The organism is Nocardiopsis ganjiahuensis DSM 45031 (assembly GCF_000341085.1).
In the GTDB taxonomy this organism is placed as follows: Bacteria; Actinomycetota; Actinomycetes; order Streptosporangiales; family Streptosporangiaceae; genus Nocardiopsis; species Nocardiopsis ganjiahuensis.
This window is the reverse complement of the sequence record NZ_ANBA01000031.1, coordinates 1-22,399: the sequence shown is the minus strand read 5'-3', so window position 1 is coordinate 22,399 and position 22,399 is coordinate 1. Positions and strand designations below refer to the sequence as shown.

Genomic DNA, 22,399 nt, shown 5'->3' with positions numbered 1-22,399 from the left:
CCGGGGCGCGGCTGCCGGGGAGCCGGCAGGGTTCCGGATCAGCCCGCGCGCCAGGTGCCGTCCTGGAGGTCCCCTCCCGCCTGCGGCCCCATCAGCGACAGCCCTCCGTCCACGAAGAGCGAGGCGCCGGTGACGTAGGAGGCCTCGGGCCGGGCGAGGAAGGCGACCGCCTCGGCCACCTCGTAGGCGTGGCCGGGGCGGGGGATGGGGTAGCCGGCTCGCGAGTCCAGCTCGGGCGGCTGTTCGTGCTGGCCGGTCATGGGGGTGGCGATCTCCCCGGGAGCCACCGCGTTCACGGTGATGCCGTACAGGCCCAGCTCGAGGGCGAGGGTCCGGGTGAGGAGCTTCAGCCCGCCCTTGGCGGCGCAGTAGGCGCCGGCGTTCACCCGCGGGTACTCCTCGTGCACGCTGGTGATGTTGACGATGCGCCCGCCGCGCCCGGCGTCGCGCATGTGGCGGGCGGCGATCTGTGAGCACACGAACGGCGCGTCCAGATCGACGGAGAGCACCTCACGCCAGCGCGCGTAGTCGGTGTCCAGCAGCGGTTCGGCGGAGCCGGTACCCGCGTTGTTGACCAGGACGCCCACCCCGCCGAGCTCCTCGATCATCTCGGAGAGGGCCTCGGCGCCCCGCTCCGGCGCGCTGAGGTCGTGCCTGCGAACCGCCACCCGGCGTCCGGTCTCCCTGATCTCGGACTCGGTCCTGCGGATGCCCTCCTCGTCCTGGTGGTAGGTGATGCCGACGTCGAAGCCGGCTTCGGCGAGCCGGATCGCACTCGCACGCCCGATTCCGCTGTCCGCGCCGGTCACCAGAGCCACACGGTCGTACTCGTCGAAGCCCTTCGCCGCCTCGACGCTCTCCGCATCGGGTCGTCCCATGTCCGTTCTCCCTCCTCGTGCGCGCCCGCCGGTCGCACGTGCGCTCGGGATTGCGGCTACCCACCCCTGACCGTCCGTAATCGGGCGCAGGGGGCCCGGCTGCTCAGCGGATGCCGTGGTCGGGATGCTCCTGGTCGTAGGTCCGCCGGGCCCGGGCGATCACGTCCCGGTGCTCCAGCGACCACTCCGACAACGCTTTGACGAGGTGGGTCAGGCTCGCCCCGGTCCCTGTGAGCCGGTAGTCGACCTGGGCGGGCACCGTCGGGTAGACGGTCCGGAGCACCAGCCCGTCGCGCTCCAGCCTGCGCACGGTGAGGGTGAGCATGCGTTGGGAGATCCCGTCGATCGCGCGCTGGAGCTCCCTGAAGCGCCGCGGCCCGTTGGAGAGTTCGACGATGACGAGAACCGACCACTTGTCGCCGACCCGGTCCAGGACGTCGCGGATCCCGCAGTCGGGGTGGTCCGGCTGTCCGCACGGTTCGAGCTCGGCGGCCCCTCCGGCGGTGCCGGGGGTCGGCTCAGCGGTTACCTCTGTGTGCGCCGGTGACATGAAAGTGCCTCCTTGTGGACCGACCGCGTCCGGTTCAGGATCGGGGTGTGGTTACTGAAGAGAACCACGACAGGAGAGTGAGCCGCAATGATCATGGTGACCGGGGCGAACGGACAGTTGTCCTCCCTCGTACTGCAGGAGCTGGCCGGACGGGGGGTACCCGCCCTGGGCGGAAGCCGTACCCCCGCGGCCGGGCAGCGCCGACTGGACTTCGACGAACCCGGTGGGCCGGACCTCACCGGCGTTTCGACACTGGTTCTCGTCTCGGCCGGGTACGCCGAGGACGATCGGGTGGTCGCCCGCCACCGGGCCGCGCTCGACGCCGCGGTGCGCGACGGTGTGACCCATGTGGTGTACACGAGCCTGATCGGATCCGGGGACCACCTCGGGTTCGCACTCCCCCACCGGGCCACGGAGCGGGCGATCAGGGCCGGCGGACTCGAGTGGACCATCCTCCGCAACGGCCTCTACGCGGAACTGTTCGGGTCTCTGCTGAGCTGGACCCCTGAGGGACTGGAGTCCGCGTTCGGTTCCGGTGCCCTGGCGGCGGTCGCACGAACGGACCTGGCGGCCGCCGCGGCCGTGGTCGCCGGCGCGCCCGCCGAGCACGCCGGCAGGGTCTACGAACTGCTCGGCGACCCGATCACCGCGACCGACGTTGCCGCACGGCTACGGGTCCCGCATCACACCATCGGCCTGGGCGAGTACCGCTCCCGCCTGCTCCAGGACGACTCCCTACGGGGGTTCGAAGGGCCGATGCTCGCCTCGATCGCCAGCGCTGTCCGGCACGGATTCCTCGGTGACACCGGGCCGGACCTGCGGGGCCTGCTCGGCCGGCCGCTCACGGATCCGTTGACGGTCGCGGCCGAGAGCGCCGCCGCGCTGCGCCCTGTCGCGTTCTGACCCCGCCGCGCTCCGAGTCCTCCGGTACAACGCCCGAGGGGCGGGACGACGGATCGTCCCGCCCCTCGGCGGTGGTTACTCGGTACCTTGTGGCGCTGCGGCGGGCCTCAGCGGTCCCGGAAGGCTCAGAAGGCCTCCTCGGGGACCTCCATGACGCCCAGGTTCACGGTCCGGGCGACCTTCAGCTCGGACTCCACACGCGGCAGGAACTGCTCGGCGAAGAAGCGCGCGGCGGCGATCTTGCCGGTGTAGAAGTTCTTGTCGTCGTCGCTGGCGCCGTCGATGCTGTTCAGCGCGATCTCGGCCTGGCGGAGCAGCAGCCACGCGAGGACGACGTCACCGAAGGCGAAGAGCAGGCGGACCGAGTTCAGACCGACCTTGTACAGCTCGCGGGAGTCCTCGGCGGAGCTCATCGCGTGGCCGACCATGAGCTCGACGATCTTCTCGGTCTGGCCCAGGGCGGTCAGCAGGAGCGCGCGCTCCTCCTTGAGCTGGCCGTTGCCGGCGTCGCTCTCGGCGAAGGCCCGGATCTCCGCGGACAGCTTGCCGATGGCCGCGCCACCGTTCTTCACGATCTTGCGGAAGAAGAAGTCCTGGGCCTGGATCGCCGTGGTGCCCTCGTAGAGGGTGTCGATCTTGGCGTCCCGGATGTACTGCTCGATCGGGTACTCCTGCAGGAACCCGGAGCCGCCCAGGGTCTGCAGGGACTCGGCGAGCAGCGCGTAGGAGCGCTCCGAGCCCACACCCTTGACGATCGGCAGCAGGAGGTCGTTCATGGCCTCCAGCTCGGTGGCGTCCTCACCCTTGGAGTGCGCGATCTGGATCGCGTCCTGCTGGGTGGCGGTGTAGATGACCAGCGAACGCATGGCCTCCACGTACGCCTTCTGCGTCATGAGGCTGCGACGCACGTCCGGGTGGTGGGTGATGGTGACCTTCGGGGAGTTCTTGTCCCCCGCGATGTCGTTGCCCTGCACGCGGTTCTTGGCGTACTCGAGGGCGTTCAGGTAACCCGTGGACAGGGTCGCGATCGCCTTCGTCCCGACCATCATGCGGGCGTACTCGATGACGAGGAACATCTGGCGGATGCCGTCGTGCTTGTCGCCGACGAGGTAACCGATGGCGGGGTGCTTGTCGCCGAAGGTGAGCTCACAGGTGGTGGAGGCCTTGAGGCCCATCTTGTGTTCGACGTTGGTGACGTAGGCGCCGTTGCGCTCGCCGAGGGAGCCGTCCTCGTTGACCAGGAACTTCGGCACCAGGTAGAGCGAGAGGCCCTTGGTGCCGGGGCCGGCGCCCTCGGGGCGGGCCAGCACCAGGTGGAAGATGTTCTCGGACATGTCGTGCTCGGCCGAGGTGATGAAGCGCTTCACGCCCTCGATGTGCCAGGTGCCGTCACCCTGGTCGACGGCCTTGGTGCGGCCCGCGCCGACGTCCGAGCCGGCGTCCGGCTCGGTCAGCACCATGGTGGCGCCCCACTGCTTCTCGATGGCCTGCTCGGCGAACCTCTTCTGCGCCTCGTTGCCCTCGGAGTTCAGGATGCTCGCGAAGCCGGGACCGGCGGAGTACATGTGGACGGAGGGGTTCGAGCCCAGGATCAGCTCGGCGGCGGCCCACACCAGGGAGCGGGGGGCGCCGAGGCCGCCGAGCTCCTGGGGGAGGTCGAGGTTGTACCAGCCGGCGTCCATGTAGGCCTGGTAGGACTTCTTCAGGCTCTCGGGGACCGCGACCGTGTTGGTCTTGGGGTCGAAGACCGGGGGGTTGCGGTCCGCGTCCTCGAAGGACTCAGCGATGACACCGGTGGCCAGACGGTTGATCTCGTCCAGGATGGTGCGCGCGGTCTCCTCGTCCAGCTCCTCGAACGGGCCCTCGCCCAGTACGTCCTGGCGCTTGAACAGCTCGAAGAGGTTGAACTCGATGTCGCGCAGGTTGCTCTTGTAATGCGTCATGGACAGCTCCGCTGTGTGTCCCAGGCCGCGGTTTCTGTACACGCGGATCTACCGGCTAGTAACAATGCAATGTTACTACCCAGTAGCCAAAGATGCCAGTGACGATGGACACTTGTGTCCCCAAAGCCGTGTCAAGAGTGCGTACGACCTGTTCAAGCGAGATGTCCGGATGTGGCCGCCGTGCCACGGCGCGGGTCAGGGGGCGGGTTCCGACCCGACCGGAATCAGGGTGAGTACTGTCCGGTCCACGCCGTCCAGGTGCAGCAGCGCGTTGGCCGCGTCGTCGGCGAAACCCGACACCACCAGCGAGCGCAGCCCCAGCGCCGCCGCGCACAGCGACAGGTTCTGGGCCAGGTGGCCGCATTCCTGAAGCAGCAACCGCAGCGCACGCTGGCCGTACCCCTCGCGGAGCCGGCCCAGGTCGCCCACCAGGACCACCAGCGCGCCCACTGTTCCGGCCACCGCTCCGGGGCGGCCGTCGGCCTGCTCGCGGAGGAACGGTGAGAGCTCGGTCAGCCGGTCCGTCTCCGTGGGGCCGTCCGCGCGCAGCAGCCGGTGACCCTCGGCCCGGTAGCGGTAGGTCCCCGGTTCGAGCCCGGACACGCACCGCGCCACCACCCACACCTCCGTGGCGTAGGCCGCCCCCGGCGAGGGGTAGGTGCGCGGCGGAACCTGGCGTCCGGGCTGGTCGGAGCGGGTTCGGCTGATTCCCGCCCCGTGGCCGAGCAGTGCCGACAGCTCGGCCAGGTCCAGCCGCGAACCGTAGTCCCCGTGCCCGCTCGACCGTTCGGCCAGCACCTCGCTCAGCGGCGCGGTGAGGGGAGCGGGTTCGGGGAGCGCGACCACAGGGGCCTCCACGGCTCCTTCCCTCGTCCCCTCCGGTGCCACCGGGCGCGGCAGGTGCTCGCCCGCGATCGTGTCCGGGCGGTACTTGCTGGCCGCGGCGTAGGTCCGGTCCGGTGCGTTCACCCCGGGGTCGAAGTAGTCTCCCGGCGGCTCCCACCTGGGGTAGGACAGCGACAGCAGCCAGGCGATCCGGCGTTCGTCGTCGATGTCCAGGCCGAGCCGGTTGTGCGTCATGTGCAGCAACGACCAGACGATCCGGTCCAGACCGCTGGTCAGTCCTTCCTCCGCGCGGATCCGCCGCAGCCGCCCGACCGTGTCCCGCAGCGCCCGGTCCCACAGGTGGTGCGTGGACGCTCCCTCACCCGCGACCAGCCGCTCCACCTGCGGGCGCCGCTGCAGCCAGCGCGAGGGCGCCGAGTGGAACAGCCGCTCCGCCTCGGCCCGCGCCTGGGTCCCGCCGCGCGCGACCTCCGCCGAGTAGTCCCAGGTGGCGTAGTACCCGCGGGCCTGCCGGACCGCCTCCACGTCGTCGAAGCCGAGCGCCCCGAAGGCGAGGGAGGTCAGGTCGGCCGCCACCACCTGCCGCTGGTGCGGCTGCGGCGCCGAACGCAGGACGGCGAGCGCGATCCGCGTGCTCACGGCGAAGAAGTCCTCGCAGACCTCCAGCGCGCGCGGGCCGCCGTACCGCTCCGTCTCGGGCTCGTACACCGCGTCCACCACGTCGCCGTCGGCGTGCCAGCGGGCGGGATCGGCCTGGGGGAGGTTCGTGTAGTAGGCGCCGCTGTCCAGGTCGAGGGCGGCCGCCGAGGTCTCCTCGGCCAGGGCGCGCATCCGGTCGGCGAAGCCCGCTACCGCGTCGCCGTCGGCGTCCAGGAAGCGGGCGCGCAGGTGCGGCCCGCCGTCCCAGTAGCGCAGGTAGAACCAGGCCCGCGCGTGCCCGGCCCCGACCAGCTCCTCCGCCTGCGGGGCCAGGTGCTCCAGGAGGAAGGAGTCGATGTCGGCGCGGCTGCGGTGCAGGTAGACGTACACGGCGGACCAGGTGCGGGTCATGGGAGCTCCGGAGAGGCGGCGTCGACGGGGATGTCCATGTAGGTGCCGCGTTCGGCGCGCACCCACAGCTGGTAGGAGGGGGTCTGCCCGGGGTCCAGCCCCAGGGCCGCCGCCCAGTCCTCCTCGGAGTAGTTGCGCATGGGGCGGGCGCACAGGCCGGTGGCGGCGGCGCCGAGGCAGCCCCACTGGGCGATCCACCCGAGGAGGGTGTGCAGGACCGTCTCCGCGTGTTCGGCCCCGTGGGCCCGGGCCCAGACGGGGAAGTCCACGGCCAGGGTGTAGCCGAGTGTGGCGGAGAAGTTGGTCTCCCCGGTGCGCGGAACCGGGCGTGCGGGCCCGTACGAGCCGTCCGCGAAGAGCTCGCGGACGGCGCGGTCGTCCACCCGGTCACCCTCCAGCACGTGCCGGTACAACCGCAGGGCCCCCGGTTCGGGAAGGACCGCGTGGACCGTGGCAAGCGCACCGACCAGCCCGGACGTCACCGTCGAACCCCGCTCCGGGCTCACGTGGGCGCTCGTCACCAGGTTGGCGGTGGACACCCCGCTGGTCCGCTCGTCCAACCACGTACGCAGCGGTCGCCCCGCGGGGGCGACGGAGGCCGCCACCCGCGCGGTGGTTTCGGGGGAGAGGGCGGTGCCGCGGCCGGGAGCGAGGGTGACGGCCGCGACGGGAACCGTGCCCTCGGGCAGCAGCGGGGCCGCCTCGGCACACGCGGGGTGGGCCGGGTCCGGGTGGGTGCGGGGTCCCAGCCCCGCACGGGTCAGGGTCAGACCGAGGGTCGCCAGCAGGTGGCCCCCCTCCAACCGGGCCAGGGAGGGGCGCAGCCTCCCGTACTCGGGCGGGTAGCGGTGGTGGTCCACCGCCACCACCAGACGGCATCCGGACAGGGCGGCTTCGAGGTCCGGCGGCGCCGCGTGCTTCCCGACCGGCTGGAGCGCGTGCGACTGCGGGTCCGCTCGCAGGCACCACGCGGCCCCCTCGGCCGGCAGGAGGAACAGGTCCGCTCCGAACAGGCCCCGGGGCGAGGGGTAGGCGCGGTGCACCGGATACCGGTCGGCCGCCGAGACCCGGCGCACCCGCACCGCCTCCACGCACGCGGCGAGCAGGCGCTGGGCGGGTGACCACGTTCCACCGAGCACGGGGGTCGCGGCGTCGAGGCCGCGCAGCGGGGACAGCGCCGGCAGGGGCGGCCGGACCTGACCCGGGACCGGCCGGGCCAGGCCGTGGGACGGGCCGGGGCCGAAGAACAGCGTCTCGACCTGGGCCACGTCCTTGTCGTAGGACTGCGCGTGGAAGTGCGCGAGCGCGTCCTCGAGCTCGCCGCGCAGGGTCCCGCCGCTCACGGGAACGGGTGCGGTGCCGGGTACGTCCGGCCGGGTGTCTCCCACGGAACCCCTCCCTCGAACAGCGTGGACGCTCGGGTCAGCCGCTCCAGGGAGCGGGTCCTGCGGTGGGTGTGGCCGAAGGTCATCGGCAGGGCGCCGGGCACGATCACCTTGACCGCGCGGGTCCCGGACGCCTCCGTGTACGGTGCGCTGCTCTGGTCCACGACCACCACGTCCAGCCCCAGCCCGTGGACGGCGGCCAACCGCTCGCGCAGCACCGAGGCGAGGTCGGTCCCGGCGAAGGAGGACGGCCGGCCCGCGGTGAGCCGGTCCATGCCGACGCTTCCGCTCGGGTGGTCCAGGAACTCCCAGAGGGGGCGGGCCTCCCACAGCCCGTGCAGGCCGGTGTGGTCCTCCAGGGTCCGCACCAGGGTGAAGTCGTCGAGCATGGGGCGGCACCGCTCCACCGACACCGACGGCCGCATCCGCACCCACTTGGGGTACATCAGCGCGTTGGTCGCGGTCTCCTCGACCGCGGCCATGAGTGCGCGGCGCGGGTCCGGGTGGGTGCCGGTGGCCAGGCTGAGCGCGGGGGCCCGCCCCTCGCGCACGGCCTCCTCGGGCGCGGTGACCATGGCCAGAACGGTCGGGACCCCCAGGTCGGAGGTGAGGTCGAGCAGGCGCAGGGCCAGACCGCGCTCGGTCAGCAGGTCCGTGAGGTGCAGCAGGTCCGGGTCGTCGGCACCCTCGATCGCCCGCAGCCGGGTGCGCGAGTACCAGGCGAGCAGGAACGCGTCCCGCTCCACCACCTCGAACAGCCCGTACAGGACCGCCTCCGCCAGCGTCCCGCCCACGGCGCAGCCGTTGGACGACTCGTACAGGAAGCGTTCCCCGGCGCTGCCCGCGTGCCAGTACGCCACGTGCTCGGGCACCAGGACACGGCGCCGCTCCCGCGTGGACCAGCCCCACACCCAGGTGGTGGGTGTGTCCGGGGTGTAGGCGACCGGCTCGAAGGAGGGGTGTCCGTACCATTCGGGTTCGTGCAGGCCCAGGTCGGCGGGGTCGACGGCGTCCTCGGCCACGTCCGCGTAGGAGCCGTGCACGACGGGGGCGCCGGAGAGCCGCCGCCCGCCGGTGACCCGCTCCACCCCTTCGAGGAAGGCGGGCACCTCACTGGCGGCGAACCGGGTGGAACGCCCGTACCCGCCCTCCCGCCGGGCGTGTCCGGGAGCGACGGTCTCGCAGGTCATCAGGGCCAGGGGCGACTCCTCGTCCCGGTAGACGTGGGCGACCGGCCCGAACCTGAAGTCGAGCAGCCGGGCCCGGAGGCCGTTCCGGTCCATGGCGCGGGTGCGCAGGGAGTCGCCGACGACCGGAAGCGGGGTTGCGAGGTCGAGGTCGTCGCCCGAGTCCGGCGGCGCGAGCCCCCGCCCGTCGGGGAAGCAGCGGCCGCAGTGGGGATGGGGGACGAACCGGTGCCGGGTCACCTCGCCGGTGCGGCAGTCCAGGGCCAGGAGGCAGAGGCGCAGTCCGGTGGGGGCGGTGGCGGCGGCCAGCTCGTTGAACACGTCCTTCCACAGAGCGAAGAGGTCGTGCGGTGCCGGGCGGTCGGGGGCGTGCTCGCCCTCCACGTCGGCGCGCCAGAGCCCGGCGCAGCGGGAGCAGCCCGAGGATCCGTCGGGGGTCCACGGACCGAGGACGGCCAGGGCGCCGCTCATCGCGGTGTGCAGGAGCCCGCCCGCCGCGCTCACCGTGTACGGGTGCTCCAGGGTCGCGCCGACCGGGGAGAGCCCCAGGGGAACCGGGGCCGGGGTCAGGTCCACGTGGCCACCGCCGAGTGTACTCCGCGGGAGCGCCAGCTGTCGGCCCCGCCGGGCGCGGACACCCGTACCCGGCCCGTCTCGAACGCCCACCGGACCAGCGCCGAGGCCACCGCCTCCGTTCCGGTCGCCGCCGGGGGCAGGACCGCGTGCGGGGCCTCCTCCGCCAGGCGGACCCGCGCGACCGCGCGGAGCAGCGCCTCCTGGACACAGGCGTCGGGTTCGGGTGCCGCGCTCGTCCCCAGCAGTTCACCGCCGTCCGCGACCACTCGCGTTCGCCGGACGCCCGTTCCGTCGAGCTCCTGGAGGGCGAGCTCGACGGGAACGCCGAACCTCAGGGTGAGCGCGGTCCACAGCCGTCGCGCGGCGGGGGACAGGACCGGGGGTTCCACGTCCTTCCACCGTTCCTCGGGCGCCCGCAGGACGAGGTCGCCCACCGCCGCTCCGATCGCGGCGACGGGCGTCAGCCCCAGCCCGCGACCGTCCGCGGCTCCGGAGTCTCCGGCGGTCCTGCCACCGGGTGGTCCGTCGTCCTCGCCCGTGCCGCTTCCACCGGTCCGGGTGCGGGTTCCACCCGTGGCGGTCCCGGTGGCTCCCGGGGTACGCCACACCACGTGGTTCAGGGCGTTGACCAGCGCGTTCTCCCTTGCCTGGGCGGTGGTGAAGCCGCATCCGGCACGGGCGCCCGACAGAGCCAGGCCGACCGGCAGCTGGGACAGGTCCCCGGGGACCGGCTCGTCGACCGGGCCGAAGACGCGGTCCCACAGGCCGGTGACCGCGTCCAGGCGGTCGGGGACCTCCAGCGGCTCGGCCGGCACGGTGTCCAGGGGCTCCGGGGCGGGCAGCGGCTGGGGCGCGGCCGGGTCCAGGGTCTCCGGGGCGAGGAGCGTGTGCGGTTCGCTGACCAGCTCGTCCGTGGTCACCATGAACTCGGGGTCCGCGTCCGGCGCGGTGCCCGCCACGCTCCGTGCCACATGGGCGACCAGGGCCAGTGCCAGCTGGGCGGCGACCAGCGTCCGGGTGACCCGCAGTGCGGAACCGTCCGGTTCCCGGTACGCCGGATCGGGCTCCCGCCGGGCGAACCAGGCGCGCAACCGCCCCGTCAGGTCCGGGGTGCCCGGACGGTTGCGCGGCCCGGCCACCCACAGGCCGCCGTCCGCGGCGACCACGTGTTCGGTCGTCCCGCCCGTTTCCCCCAACCCCGCGGTCAGCAGGACCGGCCCCTCCGGGGCGGGCGCGGTGTCGGCCCGGACCTCACCGAACCCGGCGCGGCCCAGGGCCCGCCGGACCTCCGCTTCCAGCAGCGGGCACGACGAACACACCCGCACCGTGCTCGTGCGCAGCGCGGCCAGTGCGGCGTAGGGGCGGTGGGTCACCGATTCCAGGTGCGGGTAGACGGCCCGCTCGGCCTCGGTGAGGGAGGCGGGTTCGGGTTCGAGCTCGCGGAGGAAACCGTGCTCCGCCAGCTGGTCGAGGATGCCCGCGAGGAAGGGGCGCCCCTGCTCGGGGAAGCGTTCCAGCAGTTCGGGGCGGTGGAACCCGGCGCGCAGGGTCGGCTCCAGCGCCTGCCAGACGGTGTCGGCCCTGACTCCCCTGATGACGACGGCGGTGGCGCCCATGCTCAGGGCCACCCCCTCCGCGGCGAGCGATCGGGCGCGGACGGCGCTCTTGAGCCGCACGGCCGGAGCGGTCCCGGCGGCGGGGAGCGGCTGGGTCTCGGTGGTCTCAGGCATCGCCCACCCACGGCAGGGTCGGCTTCAGTTCGGGGTCGCTGCGCTGGTGGTCGACCACTCTGCGGACCGTCGCCTCCCAGCGCTCGCCCACCACCTCCTGCGCGGCCTCGGTGAACAGGTACGCCACCGAGTACCGCTGGATCGGGGCGACGCCCATCAGCGGCAGCAGGTCGAAGAAGCAGTTGATGAGGAACCGGAACGCGGCGAACCCGTACCCGTCACCGAGCCTGGTGAAGTCGAGCTTGCGGAACTCCTGGTGGAAGTCGCTGTAGGAGCGGTCGTCGGCGCCGCTCCAGCGCACCCGGACGTCGTCGCCGAACTTCGCCGCCTGCTCCTGCCGCTCCGGGTGCGGGAACGGCAGGATGTGCTCCTGCTCGGCGAGGGCGATCGCCTCGGGCAGCCAGCGGTCGACCCATTCGGCCCACGCCAGGGCGAACGGGTCCTCGCCGGTGCGCTCGTGCACCGCGCGCAGGGACTCCACCAGCCCTTCGCGCTGGGTCCGGTAGGAGGCCGCCAGCTGTTCCTGTGCCCTTGCCTCCGGGTCCGACCAGTGGAAGTACTCCTTCCAGTGCGACAGGAAGGCCTGGTAGCCGGATCTGAGCCCCCACTCGGGGTAACGCGTCGCGATCGCCCCCATCCCGGCGAAGACGTTCGCGAACACCGCGCGCTCGCCGCCGCGCCCGCCCACCTGACCGGCCACCCGGGAGAGGCCGTCGGTGAGCACCCGGCCCTTGAGCGCGATCGCCTCGGGGCCGCGCAGGAACGTGTCGACCGGGTCGCCGACCAGCAGCCGCGTGGTGTTGTCCGCCTCGATCGGGGTGTAGGGCCCCTCCACCAGCTCCAGGCGTCCCATGTGACGGGAGAACGCCTCGTACCGGGCGGGGTCGAGCACACTCCGGGAGGGGTGGTGCTCCAGGAAGTCCCGGACCCTTTCCCCGGCCTCGGCCACCGCGGCCTCGACCGCGGCCGGGTCGCCGTCCGTGTAGAGGACGCAGTGCGGGCCGCGCCGCCAGTGCAGGTGCAGCCAGGCCGCGGTGATCCCTTCGCGCGCGGCGGCCCTGCGAGCGGCGGGGACGAGGCAGTCGCCGAGCAGGGCGCTCTTGTCGCTGTCGTGGTAGTTGACTCTGAGTCCGACGGTCAAGGGGTCAGCCTCGCTTCGCCTGGGGGATGGGGGGAGGGAACGGGGGCGGTGCGCGCGGGCGGGGGAACGGTGTGCGCGCCGTGCGGCACCGTGGAGAGTTCGAGGAACAGCTCGCTGGTGTGCGCTCCCGCCGGACTGCGCACCCGGTGGTGGTCCGGGCCGGGGAGCATCTCCTCCACCAGCAGCGCCGGCCCCAGGTGGGCCAGGCGTTTGGCGGCGGTCCCGGTGTGCAGCCTGCTCAGGAAGTCCACGTGCTGGGGTTTGGGCGCCATGGCGCGTTCCAGAGGACCGAGCCGGGCCCCCTGGAGCGGGCGGACGAACACCTGCTCGGGAATGCCCCGGAGTTCGCGTTCCACGTTCAGCCGCCGGTGCAGCTCGGCGGTGGTCTCCTCGGCCCGGAGCGCGAACTCGTCCGTGCCCATGCCCCACCTGCGGCGGAACAGGGTGAGGCCGCCGAAGCAGATCCTGGGGGTCCCGTCCCGGAACCCCTGTTCGGTCCAGCGTTCGTGCAGGTCGATGGTGAGGTCACCGAAGGAGAAGAAGGGTGAGTCCGCGACCATCGCCACGAGCATCTCGTCGTAGGGCAGCGCGTGCGGCACCAGGAAACCGGTGTAGACGGGGTCGATCTCGCGTCCGTCCTCCCGGACCAGGCGCAGGCCCCCAGGGGTGTGCACCAGGGTGAGGTCGCGGGTGGCGGGACCGGGGAGCTGCGTGGGTTCGTCGCGCAGGGACAGTTCTTCGTCGGCCAGCGGGGGCGACAGGTTCGCGTTGAACCCCAGCGCCGACCGCATGTGCACGGTGTCGGCGCCCTCCGGGCCCAGACGCCGCACGTGCTCGGCGACCCGCTCCCGGACCGCCTGCGGCATCTGCCCCAGGAACCGGCTGAAGTAGCGGGCCCGGCCGCCGTAGAGGTGGTTGACCACCAGGCCGCCGTCGCCGCCGCTCCCGCCGGGGACGGCCTGGCCGAACACCGCGAAGGAGCGGCGGGCGGTGAACTCCCGGTCCGGCAGCATCGCCGCGACCTCGTCCACCACCCCCGGGTCGACCTCAGCCCGCTCTCCGCCGGACCGGCCGAGCTCCACCAGGTGGTCCACGGCCCGCCGGCGTGCTGCCAGGACCCGGGTGAGCTCCTCGTCCGCCCCGGCCAGGGCGGCGGGGTCGTCGCCCATGAGCGCCTGGGTCATGGGGAAGGCCGCCCGCGCGTGCTGGGCGAAACCCTCCAGGTCGGAACAGCGCCCGCCCCGGCCGTACCGGGACACGAACACCTGCTCCAACGCGCCCGAGAGCACCCGCTGGTCGTCCAGGGCGAACAGCAGCGGCATGAGCCGCCCCAGATCCGCCGACCACCCCCGGGTCTCGGCGCGTCCCACCGGGACACCGCGTGAGACCAGGCAGTCCTCCACCACGGGTGAGGTGGCCGAACCCTCCGCGCCCACCGCCGCCGACCACAGCCGCTGCAGCCGCAGCACGTCGCCGGCCCGCCCGGCCCCGTCGGAGCTGGAGAAACCGGCCAGTACCCGGTCCGTCTCCTCGAAGGCGGCCGCCACCCGGCCCGCCGCCTCACCCGGAAGCGTCCGGGCCAGCCCGTGCCAGTGGCGCGTGAAGTCCGGGGACTGTTCGGGCACGGGCGGCCGGGGGACCAGGACACCCACCCCGATCAGCTGGTCCAGCACGTCCAGCGCCCGATCGGGACCACAGCCGAGGTCGGCGGCGACCGCGTCGCGCAGCCGGTCCAGCCGCACGGGCACCGCCGCCCGCTTCTCCAGGACCGTGACGAGCCGGTCCCAGCTGCCGGTCAGGGGCAGCCGGACCTCCTCCTCGCCGAAGGCCTCCGCGCGCAGCCCGGCGACGGGCGGGGCCCAGCGCCGTCGACGTACCACCAGGCGTTCGCCCCGGCCGTCGGCTTCCCTGCGGGCTCCTCCGGTGAGCGCCCACTCCAGGCCCAGCCGGGCCTCGGGGTCGGCGGCCAGGGCCCGGGCGGCCTGCCGGGGGAGCAGCCGCCGGAGTTCGGCGTGCGAGGTGAGGCGGAGCGGCTGGTCCGGGTCCGGACCAGCGGTCGGGTCCTCCAACGGCGCGAAGTGCACCGCCGTGTACATCGAGTACGGGCTGACCTTCACCGTGGACCGGGAGAAGTACCGGACCAGGGCGGCCTCGGCCTTGCGCATCCGCTTGTTCGGAGCCGCCGACGTGGCGGCACGGGCGGCCACCGCGCGGTGCAGGTCGGGGCTGGACAGCGCGGTGGCCCGGTCCACCGCGGGGTCGCGGGCCCACTCGGCCAGAACCGCGCGCTCGGCGTGCAGCGCGGGTTCGTGTTCGGCGTCCACCCGCTCAGCCGCGGCCAGGGCCCGGTGCCAGTTGGCCGCCCACTCGCCCAGGAGCGGGATCTCACGGGTGACGGGGTGGCCGTACAGGTCGTCGCGGGGCGGGCGCCGGTTGAACACCGCACGTTTGGCGGACAGCGCCGCACTCCGGTGCGCGCCCAGCTCAGGGGCGGCCCGGTGCAGGGCTTCGAGGAGTGGTTCGCGCAGGTCGTCGCGCTTGCGCTCCAGTTCGGCGAGGGTACGGAACGGCGCGGCGTCCGCCTCCCCGCCGCGCAGCAGCCGGTGGGGGTACGGGTTCACGCGGGAGACCAGGTAGGGCCCCTCCACGATCTCGAAGGCCCGTGAGGGGTCGGGTGTCAGGGGGATGTCGGTGGAAGGTGTGCTCAAGCCCCGGTCTCCTCGGGCTTCTTGTCCTTGCGCTTGGCCGAACCGAACCCGCGCGGCTCCCGCTCCGAGGCCCACCGGAACCAGCGCAGTGCCACCACGGTTCCCAGCAGCGACCACGCCAGCAGCAGCCACACCGCCGACCAGTCCCACACGGGGCCGGACTCGGACAGGGCGCCCTGGACGAGGAGGGTGAGCGGACGGCCCGGCAGCAGGTCCACGACCGCGCCCACCGTGTCGCCCAGGGGCAGGACCATGAACCCGCCCGCCAGGAACGCGGTCGGGAAGAAGATGCCGTTCACCATGGGCACGGCGGCGTCGGCGTTGGGCGGCAGCAGTGAGACTGCCGCGCCCAGCGGGGCCAGGCACACGAAGCCGAGCAGCAGCGCCGTCAGCAGTTGGGGCAGACGCGCCGGGTCGATGCTCACCCCCATGCCGAGCAGGCCGATCGCGGTCACCACGCCCAGCACGATCACGGCGGTGAGCAGGGTGTTCACCAGGTAGGCGCCCATCACCGTCGCTGGGCTGACCGGAGTGGTGCGGAAGCGTTTGAACAGCCCGTGGTGGCGGCGGATGGCCAGGCCGATCGCGACGTTGGCGAAGGCCACGGACATCAGCGCGAAGCCGAGGACACCGCCGAAGCTCATGTTGGCCTGGGTGATCTCGTGATCGCCCAGGCGCAGGATCGCGTCCGCCTGGGAGCGGAACGCCAGCCCGAAGCCCACGTAGAACATCACCGGCATGAGCACGATGAACGCCAGGGTGATGGGGGAGCGCCAGAACTCCTTGAGCTCGCCGTCCACGTGCAGCCAGAACGTGGACGGGCGGCGTGTGCGTGCCGCGCGGGGGCCGGCCCCGGGGTCGGTCTCGGTGGTGCTCATTCGCTCTTCCCCGCCTTGCTCCTGGCCGTGCCGTTCTCGGCCGTTCCGCTCTCCAACATCGCCACGTAGGCGTCGTCCAGGCTGGGCGGCACGATGGTCAGGCCGCTGATCCGCGTCCCCTCGTCCCTGGCCCAGGACTGCACGCGTTCGACCACCGCGTCCTGGTCGTCCGTGAGGATGCGCACCCGGTCGTCGACCAGCTCGGCCCCCTCGGGCAGGCGGTCGCCGACCCCTGTGGGCCGGGCGAACTCCACCACCGTGAACGCCGCCGAACCGCGGACGAGGTCGCCCGGGGTGCCGGAGGCGATGAAGGCACCGTCCCGGATGACGTCCACGCGGTCGGCGAGCTCCTGCACCTCGGTGAGGTCGTGGGAGGTGAGGACCACGGTCGTGCCGCTCTCCCTCAGCCCGGACACCAGGGCGCGGATCCGGCGGCGTGAGACGGGGTCCAGCCCCGTGGTGGGCTCGTCGAGGAAGAGGAGCTCGGGTCGGCCGGTCAGCGCCAACGCCAGGTCCAGCCGACGGCGCTGGCCGTCGGAGAGCGACTTGACCAGGGCGGACCGCTTCTCGGTGAGCTCCACCTGCTCGAGGGCCTCGTCCACGCCGAGCGGGTCCGGATAGTAGGAGGCGTGGCGGCGCAGGATGTCGCGGACCGACAGCCCCGGCTCCAGCATGGTCTGCTGCAGGACCACGCTCATGCGCGTGCGGAGTTCGGCGAAGTCGCGGCGGTTGCCGGGGTCGAGCCCGAGCACCTCCACCTGTCCCGAGGTGCGTCCCCGGTGGCCCTCCAGGATCTCGATCAGCGTCGTCTTGCCCGCCCCGTTGGGGCCGAGCAGGGCGGCGATCTGTCCGGTGGGCACTTGGTAGGAGATGCCGTGGAGCACCTCTCCCTTCCCGTAGTCCTTGGTGATGTCCGTGGCGTTGATCGCGTACACGTGCGGCCCTCGTCGTGCTTCTTCTGGGGGGTAGGGCATGGGGTGTGCGGGGGTGGGCGGCCCCGGTGGAGGGGCCGCCCGGGTCGACCGGCGGGGTCCGCCGGTCAGCGGTTCATCCGGTCAGCCGCACGAGCCCGACGAGCAGCAGCTGCTGGAGCCGCAGCACGAGGTGGAGGTGCAGGAGCTGGAGCCGCTGGTGGCGCCGGTCTCCGGGACGGCGACCGCCTCGCGGACGCTCATCACCTCCATGTCGTCGAAGTTCAGGTCGGGGAGTTCGATCGTCGGGGATTCCTGAATCGCCATCGGGCACCTTCTTCTGGGTTGTCGGGGGATACGGGCGCGTCACCGTCAAGGGCGCGCCAGGTGGTACGTAGGGGAATTGACGCTTTGATCTGGGGGTTGTGCGTAAATTCCAGTCGGAGGGTTTAAGGGGATGGTGGTCCGGGGACAGTGTGTGGCCCGTCCTCGGGGCTCAGGCGGAGTCCGCGGAGTGCTCCGTCAGCCGCAGGAGCCGCCGGAGCAGCAGCTGCTGGAGCCGCAGCACGAGGTGGAGGTGCAGGAGCTGGAGCCGCTGGTGGCGCCGGTCTCCGGGACGGCGACCGCCTCGCGGACGCTCATCACCTCCATGTCGTCGAAGTTCAGCTCGGGCAGGTCGATCTCTGGCGCCGTCGAATGGGGCATTGTGGCCTCTTCGTTCGTATCTTCCTTGCGGATCCCCCGGGCGGGAAAGAAAATAACATGCGTCGGCGCGAGTCGATAGAGGTTGTATTGATCCTTTTCCCTGGTGTGGCCCCAGGTTCTCCCCCACGTAAGAAGGTAAACACCGGGAAGCAGATATGGGCCCTGGTTCCGAAAGGCACCAGAGCCCGAATTCATGTGTTGCTTTCCGCGGTCAGCAGGAACCCCGTCCAGCGGTCGTGTCGCACAACCCCTGGCCGTCGGTCCACGACAGCGCGTCCCGGGCGTTGCCGCCGAACGGCCGGGTGACGGTCACGTCCACCCCGTGGCCGGAGTCCTCCGCGAGCCAGACGCGGACCTCCTGGGTGCCACCGCCCGACGCCGTCCTGAGCACGTAGAACGGGTGCGGCACGGGGGAGCGGCCGCTGCCCGGCCTGGTCCACCAGTCCGCGCCCTGGGCCCTGGCCACGTCCACGAAGAGGCAGTCGTACGAGGAGCCGCGGAACTCGCACGTGCGCGGTTCGGCGCCGCCGTAGCGGCCCACACCCGGGTCCGAGCCGATCCCGGTGTTCATCGCGCGCCAGTACATGGTGTCGCAGTCGCCGTCGGAGCAGGCGTTCCAGTCCGCCCACGCGGTGGCCCGGGCCGCCGGCGCGGCGGAACCCCCGTTGAGGGCCGTGCAGTACTTGTTCACGATGTAGGGGACCACGAAGTCGGAGACCCACACGGAGTCGATGGCCTCGCCCGCCGTGTTGCCGGCCCCCAACCCCGCCGAGTCCATCTGCCAGAGGCCGACACCGGGGTTGAAGAACAGTCCGTCGCGTCCGGCCGGGTCGTACAGGCCGGACTGGTTGTCGTACCTCGACAGGGTCATGGGTGAGGGCGCCAGGGAGGAGCCCGCGGAGACCTCGGGCCAGACCGGTGCCAGGGCCAGGGCGGTCGCCTGCTCCTGGGAGATCGCGCAGGAGGCCCCGGCGGCCGCGCTCTCGGCGGCGCTCCGTGCGGCCGCGAGGGGCTGGGCGCCGAAGGTCAGCGGCCCGGGAGGGATGGCCGTGGCGGCCAGTTTCTGCTCCAGCGCCTCCCGGTCGGCCTCGGCGCGTTCGGCGGGTGTGTCGGCCGGTGTGGGAACGAACTGGACCGGGGTGTCGGGGTCGTTGTCGGGCGCGGGGGCGGCCAGCGCCGTCTGGGGCGACACGGCGATCAGCACCGCGGCGGCCACGGCGGCGAGGGCCGAGGGAAGGTTCCGGGCAGGCCGGCGGGGGAGGGTCGGGGGAGTGTGCACGCTGTCCACCTCATGTGAGCGGGTTCGAGGGGGCGCTACCGCCAGGGGCAGTGAAGGTAGTTTTCATCCGGGCATCTGATTTCGGAAGGAAGCTACATTCCACTCCGCGGAGGGACAAGACCCGCCACGGCCGGGGTCGGAAAGTGTCACCCGGAGGACAGGTTCAGGGGCGGGCCGGGGGTGCCGAGGGCACGCTCCGGAGGACGGCCTCAGCCGTTGAAGAGGCGCTCGACGAGCGTCCGCCAGCTGTCGGCCAGCCGGCCGCAGTCGGACTCCCCTGCGGGGCCGGCCACCTCTTCCGAGGTCAGGTACAGCATCAGCGGGCCCTCCAGGGCGGCGGCGAGCTGGAGGGCGAGGTGGTCCGAATGGGGCAGGGGCGGATCGGCCTGGCGGAGCAGCATCCGGATGTGCGCCGGTGACATGCTGACGGCCGCCGCGGGGGTCCCGGAGCGGTCCATGGCGGCGCGGACGACGGCGTGGTTGCTCCTGAGCAGACTGATGCGGCCGCTCCCGTAGGCGATCAGGCGCTCCCTCGGGTCGGCGCCGGGCCCCAGGGGCGGCGGGCCGTACAGCACCTGTTCCTGGAAGCGGTGTTCCGCGTCGTCCAGCACGGCCCTGAAGATGCCCGCCCGGGTGCCGAAGCGGCGGAAGACGGTTCCCTTGCCCAGCCCCGCGCGCTCGGCGAGGGCGTCCATGGTCACCTTCTCCGGCCCGTCCTCCGCGATCATCGCGCGGACCGTCGCCAGCAGGTGCTCGCGGTTGCGGGCAGCGTCGGCCCGCTCGCCGCGCGGCTTTCCGAAGGGGACCACAGGCACATCCACGGGTTCAATGTACCCCGGGAATATAAAGCGGGGTAAAGTCCGCTTAACGGCACAAGCGGGGTAAAGTCCGCTTACTGTCCTGTGGAGTCGCATCCGGGCGCCTGCTCGACCCGCGGCCCCGACACCCCTTGGAGAAAGCAGACCCATGAACCTGTTCCGACTGGACGGCAGCATCTTCCCGAGCGTCTCCAGCAGCGCCGAGATCGCTGACCGGGCCGAGGCCGAGTGGACCGCGGCACACCCCGGCGGCACCGTGAACCGCCGCCACCTGGGTGCCGCGCCGCTGCCCGCCGACGCCTGGGTGCAGGCGACCACGGGCGGGGCCACCCCCGAGGATCAGCGCACCCCGGCCCAGAACGAGGCCCTCGCCCTGGCCGCCCGGCTGGCCGAGGAACTGGAGAGCGCCGACGCCGTGATCCTGGCCGTGCCGATGTACAACTTCGGCGTCTCCCAGCACTTCAAGACCTGGGTCGACCTGGTCATCGCCGGCGCAGGGCCCACCAACCCGGTGCTGAAGGGCACCCCCACCGCGCTGGTCACCACCATCGGCGGCGGGTACGGGCCGGGCACCCCGCGTGAGGGCTGGGACCACTCCACGCCCTACCTGAAGCGTGTGGTCGGCGACGTCTGGCAGGCCGACCTCACCCTGATCAAGCGCGAACTCACCCTGGCCGCCACGACCCCGGGGATGGAAGGGCTGAAGGACCTCGCCGAGGAGGAGCACGCCCAGGCCCTGGCCGCCGCCCGTGACATCGGCCGGGTGCTCGCCGGGGTCTGATCCCGGCGTCTGATCCCGTGGGCCGGGACGGGGCGGCACCGCCATGCCGCCCCGTCCCGGCCCCGGTCGCTGCCGAGCTCCGTCCGCATATCCTCTGAGGTGCACCGACCCCGAACCTGGAGAGCGCACGATGCTGGAACTGCTGCCCGGACTCACCCAGATCTACGAGGGCTGGGCGCAGCACCACCCGGACGTCCAGCCGCTGACCATCCAGTTCCCGCCGAGCGGGTCCGAGCAGGGGATCGACGGGGTGCTCGCCTACCCGATGGAGGGGTACTGGCTGCTCGTCACCTTCGGCCTCACCGAACTGGGGGAGAAGACCAGCGAGGAGAAGCGCGTCTCCGGCGCCGGGTTCGAGTTCACCTGCCGGATCCCGCGCGAGGACGGCGACGAGACCGTGCCCGCGTGGATCCTCCGTGTCCTGCACGCCCTGGCCGGGCAGTACGTCGCCGGTGTGCAGCTCGACGTCGGCCACTGGATCGTCACCCCGTCCCCGCTCGGCGGTGAGGAGTCCAACGGCGACATGACCTCGCTGGCCCTCGTCCCCGACGCCGACATGCGCATCCTGGACACCGACAACGGCCTGGTGCTGTTCTTCCAGGTCGTGGGGCTCATGGCCGAGGAGGGCGAGTACGCCCAGCAGGCCGACACGGTCGCCCCGATCATCGCCCTGCTGCGTGACCGCGACCCGAGGATGCTCACCGACGCCAAGCGCGAGACCGTCCGCCTCTAGCGCTATCCGTGCTCGTCGGTGGCTTCCCGGGCCTGCTGTTCCCGCTCCCACTCCCGGAACCCCGGCGCCGCGAGCACGCACACCACCGCGGCGGCCAGGAACAGCGCTCCCGCCACCAGGAACGGCGGCCGCAGGCCGAACAGCGAGGCCAGAGTGCCTCCCAGGAGAGCGCCCAGCGCCAGCCCCGACATCCCCAGAAGGCGGCTCACCGACCCGGCCCGGCCCATCAGCCGTGCCGGGACGGCCTTCTGGCGTACCGAGGCGGCCAGCACGTTCCACACCACCGAGTGGCCGATGTAGACGGCGAGCAGTGCCGCGACCACCACCACGTGGTCGGTCAGAGGTATCGCCGCGAACGCCAGCGCTCCGGTGAGCAGCGCACCGGTGATCGAGCGGTGGTAGCCCCAACGCGCGCGGAGCCTCCCCGCGATCCACGCGCCCGCCAGCCCGCCCACCGCCGAGGCCGACAACAGCAGCCCGTATCCGGTGGGGCCCAGCCCCAGCACCTGTCCCGCGTACAGCACCAGGTACGAGAACGGGATCATGTACGCCACGCTCGCGAGGGCACTGATCACCACCAGCGTGCGGACCACCGGGTCGCGCCACACCCACACCGCGCCCTCGCGGACCTCGGAGAGCACGTTCTCCCGCGGCCCCCCGGCCTGCCGGTAGTCACCCCGCAGCGAGTAGTACGCGACACCCGCCGCGAGGAAGGCGAGTGTGCTGACCGCGCTCGGCGCCAGTGCGGCGGCGGCGAACAGGAACCCGCCCAGCGGCGGCCCCACGAACTCGTCCACCACGATCTGCGTCCCGGCGATCCGCGAGTTCGCCCGGTCCAGACCCTGTGGTCGCACCGCCTGCGGCAGGACCGCGAAGGCAGAACTGTCCGAGACCGTCTCGACCACACCCATCACGGCGAACACCAGGTACAGGACGGTCAGCGGCGCCATGTCCAGCGAGACCAGCAGGGTGAGGAGGCCGAAGACCACGGCCCGCGAGAAGTTCGAGAGGTGGAGGAGGCGCCGCCGGTCCGCCCGGTCCACGAGCACCCCGATCCCCAGCACGGCCAGTACCCGGGGCACGGTGTAGGCGACGCTCAGCCCGGCCACGGCGAGCGGGTCCTGCGTGACCGTCGCGGCCAGCAGCGGCAGCGCGACGAAGGTGATCCCGTCCGCCAGGTTCGAGGACGCGTTGCCCAGCCAGATCCGCCGGAACTCCGGTCCCAGTCGCACAGGGCCCACCTTCCGTTGGCGTCGCCGGAACCCTAGGCCTCCCGACGCCCGCCCCGCATCTGGTTTTGAGGCGCTGCGACAGCCGGTGCGATGGGGCGCAGCCCTAGATCGTTGATGGGAAATCCCTGAAACCCCTGCGGGCATGACGAAGGGCGTCAAGGATCA

General features: G+C 72.5%; 19 protein-coding genes. 3 read left to right on the top strand and 16 right to left on the bottom strand.

Annotated elements, in window-relative coordinates; all coding sequences use genetic code 11:
• Window positions 1–38: 38 nt before the first annotated feature.
• Both D458_RS34600 and D458_RS0130895 read right to left on the bottom strand, forming a co-directional pair.
• Window positions 39–878, bottom strand: a complete 840-nt coding sequence (locus D458_RS34600; RefSeq protein WP_017590591.1) for an SDR family oxidoreductase — start codon at window positions 876–878, stop codon at window positions 39–41.
• Window positions 879–981: 103 nt separating this feature from the next.
• Window positions 982–1,428 carry a winged helix-turn-helix transcriptional regulator gene (locus tag D458_RS0130895; RefSeq protein WP_017590590.1) on the bottom strand — a complete coding sequence of 149 codons (447 nt, stop codon included), beginning with the start codon at window positions 1,426–1,428 and terminating at the stop codon, window positions 982–984.
• Between the two features lie 87 nt (window positions 1,429–1,515).
• On the opposite strand from D458_RS0130895, the gene D458_RS0130890 reads away from it, so the two are divergent.
• Window positions 1,516–2,331 (top strand): Rossmann-fold NAD(P)-binding domain-containing protein, encoded by an 816-nt coding sequence (locus tag D458_RS0130890; protein WP_017590589.1) that lies wholly within the window; start codon window positions 1,516–1,518, stop codon window positions 2,329–2,331.
• Window positions 2,332–2,456: 125 nt separating this feature from the next.
• On the opposite strand, the gene D458_RS0130885 is transcribed toward D458_RS0130890, so the two are convergent.
• The 13 genes from D458_RS0130885 to D458_RS0130825 all read right to left on the bottom strand — a co-directional run bounded on the left by D458_RS0130885 (window position 2,457) and on the right by D458_RS0130825 (window position 19,491).
• Window positions 2,457–4,274, bottom strand: a complete 1,818-nt coding sequence (locus tag D458_RS0130885) for an acyl-CoA dehydrogenase (RefSeq protein WP_017590588.1) — start codon at window positions 4,272–4,274, stop codon at window positions 2,457–2,459.
• 195 nt (window positions 4,275–4,469) lie between these two features.
• On the bottom strand, window positions 4,470–6,170 hold the full coding sequence (locus tag D458_RS0130880) for a thiopeptide-type bacteriocin biosynthesis protein (protein WP_017590587.1): 1,701 nt from the start codon (window positions 6,168–6,170) through the stop codon (window positions 4,470–4,472).
• The gene (locus tag D458_RS0130875; protein WP_017590586.1) at window positions 6,167–7,558 is read right to left on the bottom strand and encodes a hypothetical protein; all 1,392 of its coding nucleotides are present in this window, start codon (window positions 7,556–7,558) and stop codon (window positions 6,167–6,169) included. The genes D458_RS0130880 and D458_RS0130875 overlap by 4 nt, the downstream gene beginning before the upstream one ends.
• Entirely contained in the window at window positions 7,510–9,318 is a 1,809-nt protein-coding gene (locus D458_RS0130870) for a YcaO-like family protein (RefSeq protein WP_017590585.1), read from the bottom strand. Before D458_RS0130870 ends, D458_RS0130875 begins: the two co-directional genes overlap by 49 nt.
• A complete protein-coding gene (locus D458_RS0130865; RefSeq protein ID WP_017590584.1) occupies window positions 9,309–11,048 on the bottom strand; it encodes a hypothetical protein in 1,740 nt (579 codons plus the stop codon). The genes D458_RS0130870 and D458_RS0130865 overlap by 10 nt, the downstream gene beginning before the upstream one ends.
• Window positions 11,041–12,189: a lantibiotic dehydratase C-terminal domain-containing protein gene (locus D458_RS0130860; RefSeq protein WP_017590583.1), complete on the bottom strand. Its 1,149-nt coding sequence runs from the start codon at window positions 12,187–12,189 to the stop codon at window positions 11,041–11,043. Before D458_RS0130860 ends, D458_RS0130865 begins: the two co-directional genes overlap by 8 nt.
• Entirely contained in the window at window positions 12,186–14,897 is a 2,712-nt protein-coding gene (locus D458_RS0130855; protein WP_017590582.1) for a lantibiotic dehydratase, read from the bottom strand. The genes D458_RS0130860 and D458_RS0130855 overlap by 4 nt, the downstream gene beginning before the upstream one ends.
• Window positions 14,894–15,775 (bottom strand): ABC transporter permease, encoded by an 882-nt coding sequence (locus tag D458_RS0130850; RefSeq protein WP_017590581.1) that lies wholly within the window; start codon window positions 15,773–15,775, stop codon window positions 14,894–14,896. The genes D458_RS0130855 and D458_RS0130850 overlap by 4 nt, the downstream gene beginning before the upstream one ends.
• Window positions 15,772–16,710 (bottom strand): ABC transporter ATP-binding protein, encoded by a 939-nt coding sequence (locus D458_RS0130845; RefSeq protein ID WP_017590580.1) that lies wholly within the window; start codon window positions 16,708–16,710, stop codon window positions 15,772–15,774. The genes D458_RS0130850 and D458_RS0130845 overlap by 4 nt, the downstream gene beginning before the upstream one ends.
• 120 nt (window positions 16,711–16,830) lie before the next feature.
• Window positions 16,831–17,013, bottom strand: coding sequence for a thiazolylpeptide-type bacteriocin (locus D458_RS35945; protein ID WP_026119853.1), 183 nt, complete (start codon window positions 17,011–17,013; stop codon window positions 16,831–16,833).
• A gap of 195 nt (window positions 17,014–17,208) precedes the next feature.
• On the bottom strand, window positions 17,209–17,391 hold the full coding sequence (locus D458_RS0130835) for a thiazolylpeptide-type bacteriocin (protein ID WP_017590578.1): 183 nt from the start codon (window positions 17,389–17,391) through the stop codon (window positions 17,209–17,211).
• A 211-nt stretch (window positions 17,392–17,602) separates the two neighbouring features.
• Window positions 17,603–18,670, bottom strand: a complete 1,068-nt coding sequence (locus tag D458_RS0130830) for a hypothetical protein (RefSeq protein ID WP_026119852.1) — start codon at window positions 18,668–18,670, stop codon at window positions 17,603–17,605.
• A gap of 209 nt (window positions 18,671–18,879) precedes the next feature.
• Window positions 18,880–19,491, bottom strand: coding sequence for a TetR/AcrR family transcriptional regulator (locus D458_RS0130825; RefSeq protein ID WP_152521294.1), 612 nt, complete (start codon window positions 19,489–19,491; stop codon window positions 18,880–18,882).
• A 145-nt stretch (window positions 19,492–19,636) separates the two neighbouring features.
• On the opposite strand from D458_RS0130825, the gene D458_RS0130820 reads away from it, so the two are divergent.
• Both D458_RS0130820 and D458_RS0130815 read left to right on the top strand, forming a co-directional pair.
• Window positions 19,637–20,269 carry an FMN-dependent NADH-azoreductase gene (locus D458_RS0130820; protein WP_017590575.1) on the top strand — a complete coding sequence of 211 codons (633 nt, stop codon included), beginning with the start codon at window positions 19,637–19,639 and terminating at the stop codon, window positions 20,267–20,269.
• A gap of 130 nt (window positions 20,270–20,399) precedes the next feature.
• Entirely contained in the window at window positions 20,400–21,002 is a 603-nt protein-coding gene (locus tag D458_RS0130815) for a suppressor of fused domain protein (RefSeq protein ID WP_017590574.1), read from the top strand.
• A 2-nt stretch (window positions 21,003–21,004) separates the two neighbouring features.
• Here D458_RS0130815 and D458_RS0130810 read toward each other — a convergent pair whose 3' ends face one another.
• A complete protein-coding gene (locus D458_RS0130810) occupies window positions 21,005–22,234 on the bottom strand; it encodes an MFS transporter (protein WP_017590573.1) in 1,230 nt (409 codons plus the stop codon).
• Between the last annotated feature and the right edge of the window lie 165 nt (window positions 22,235–22,399).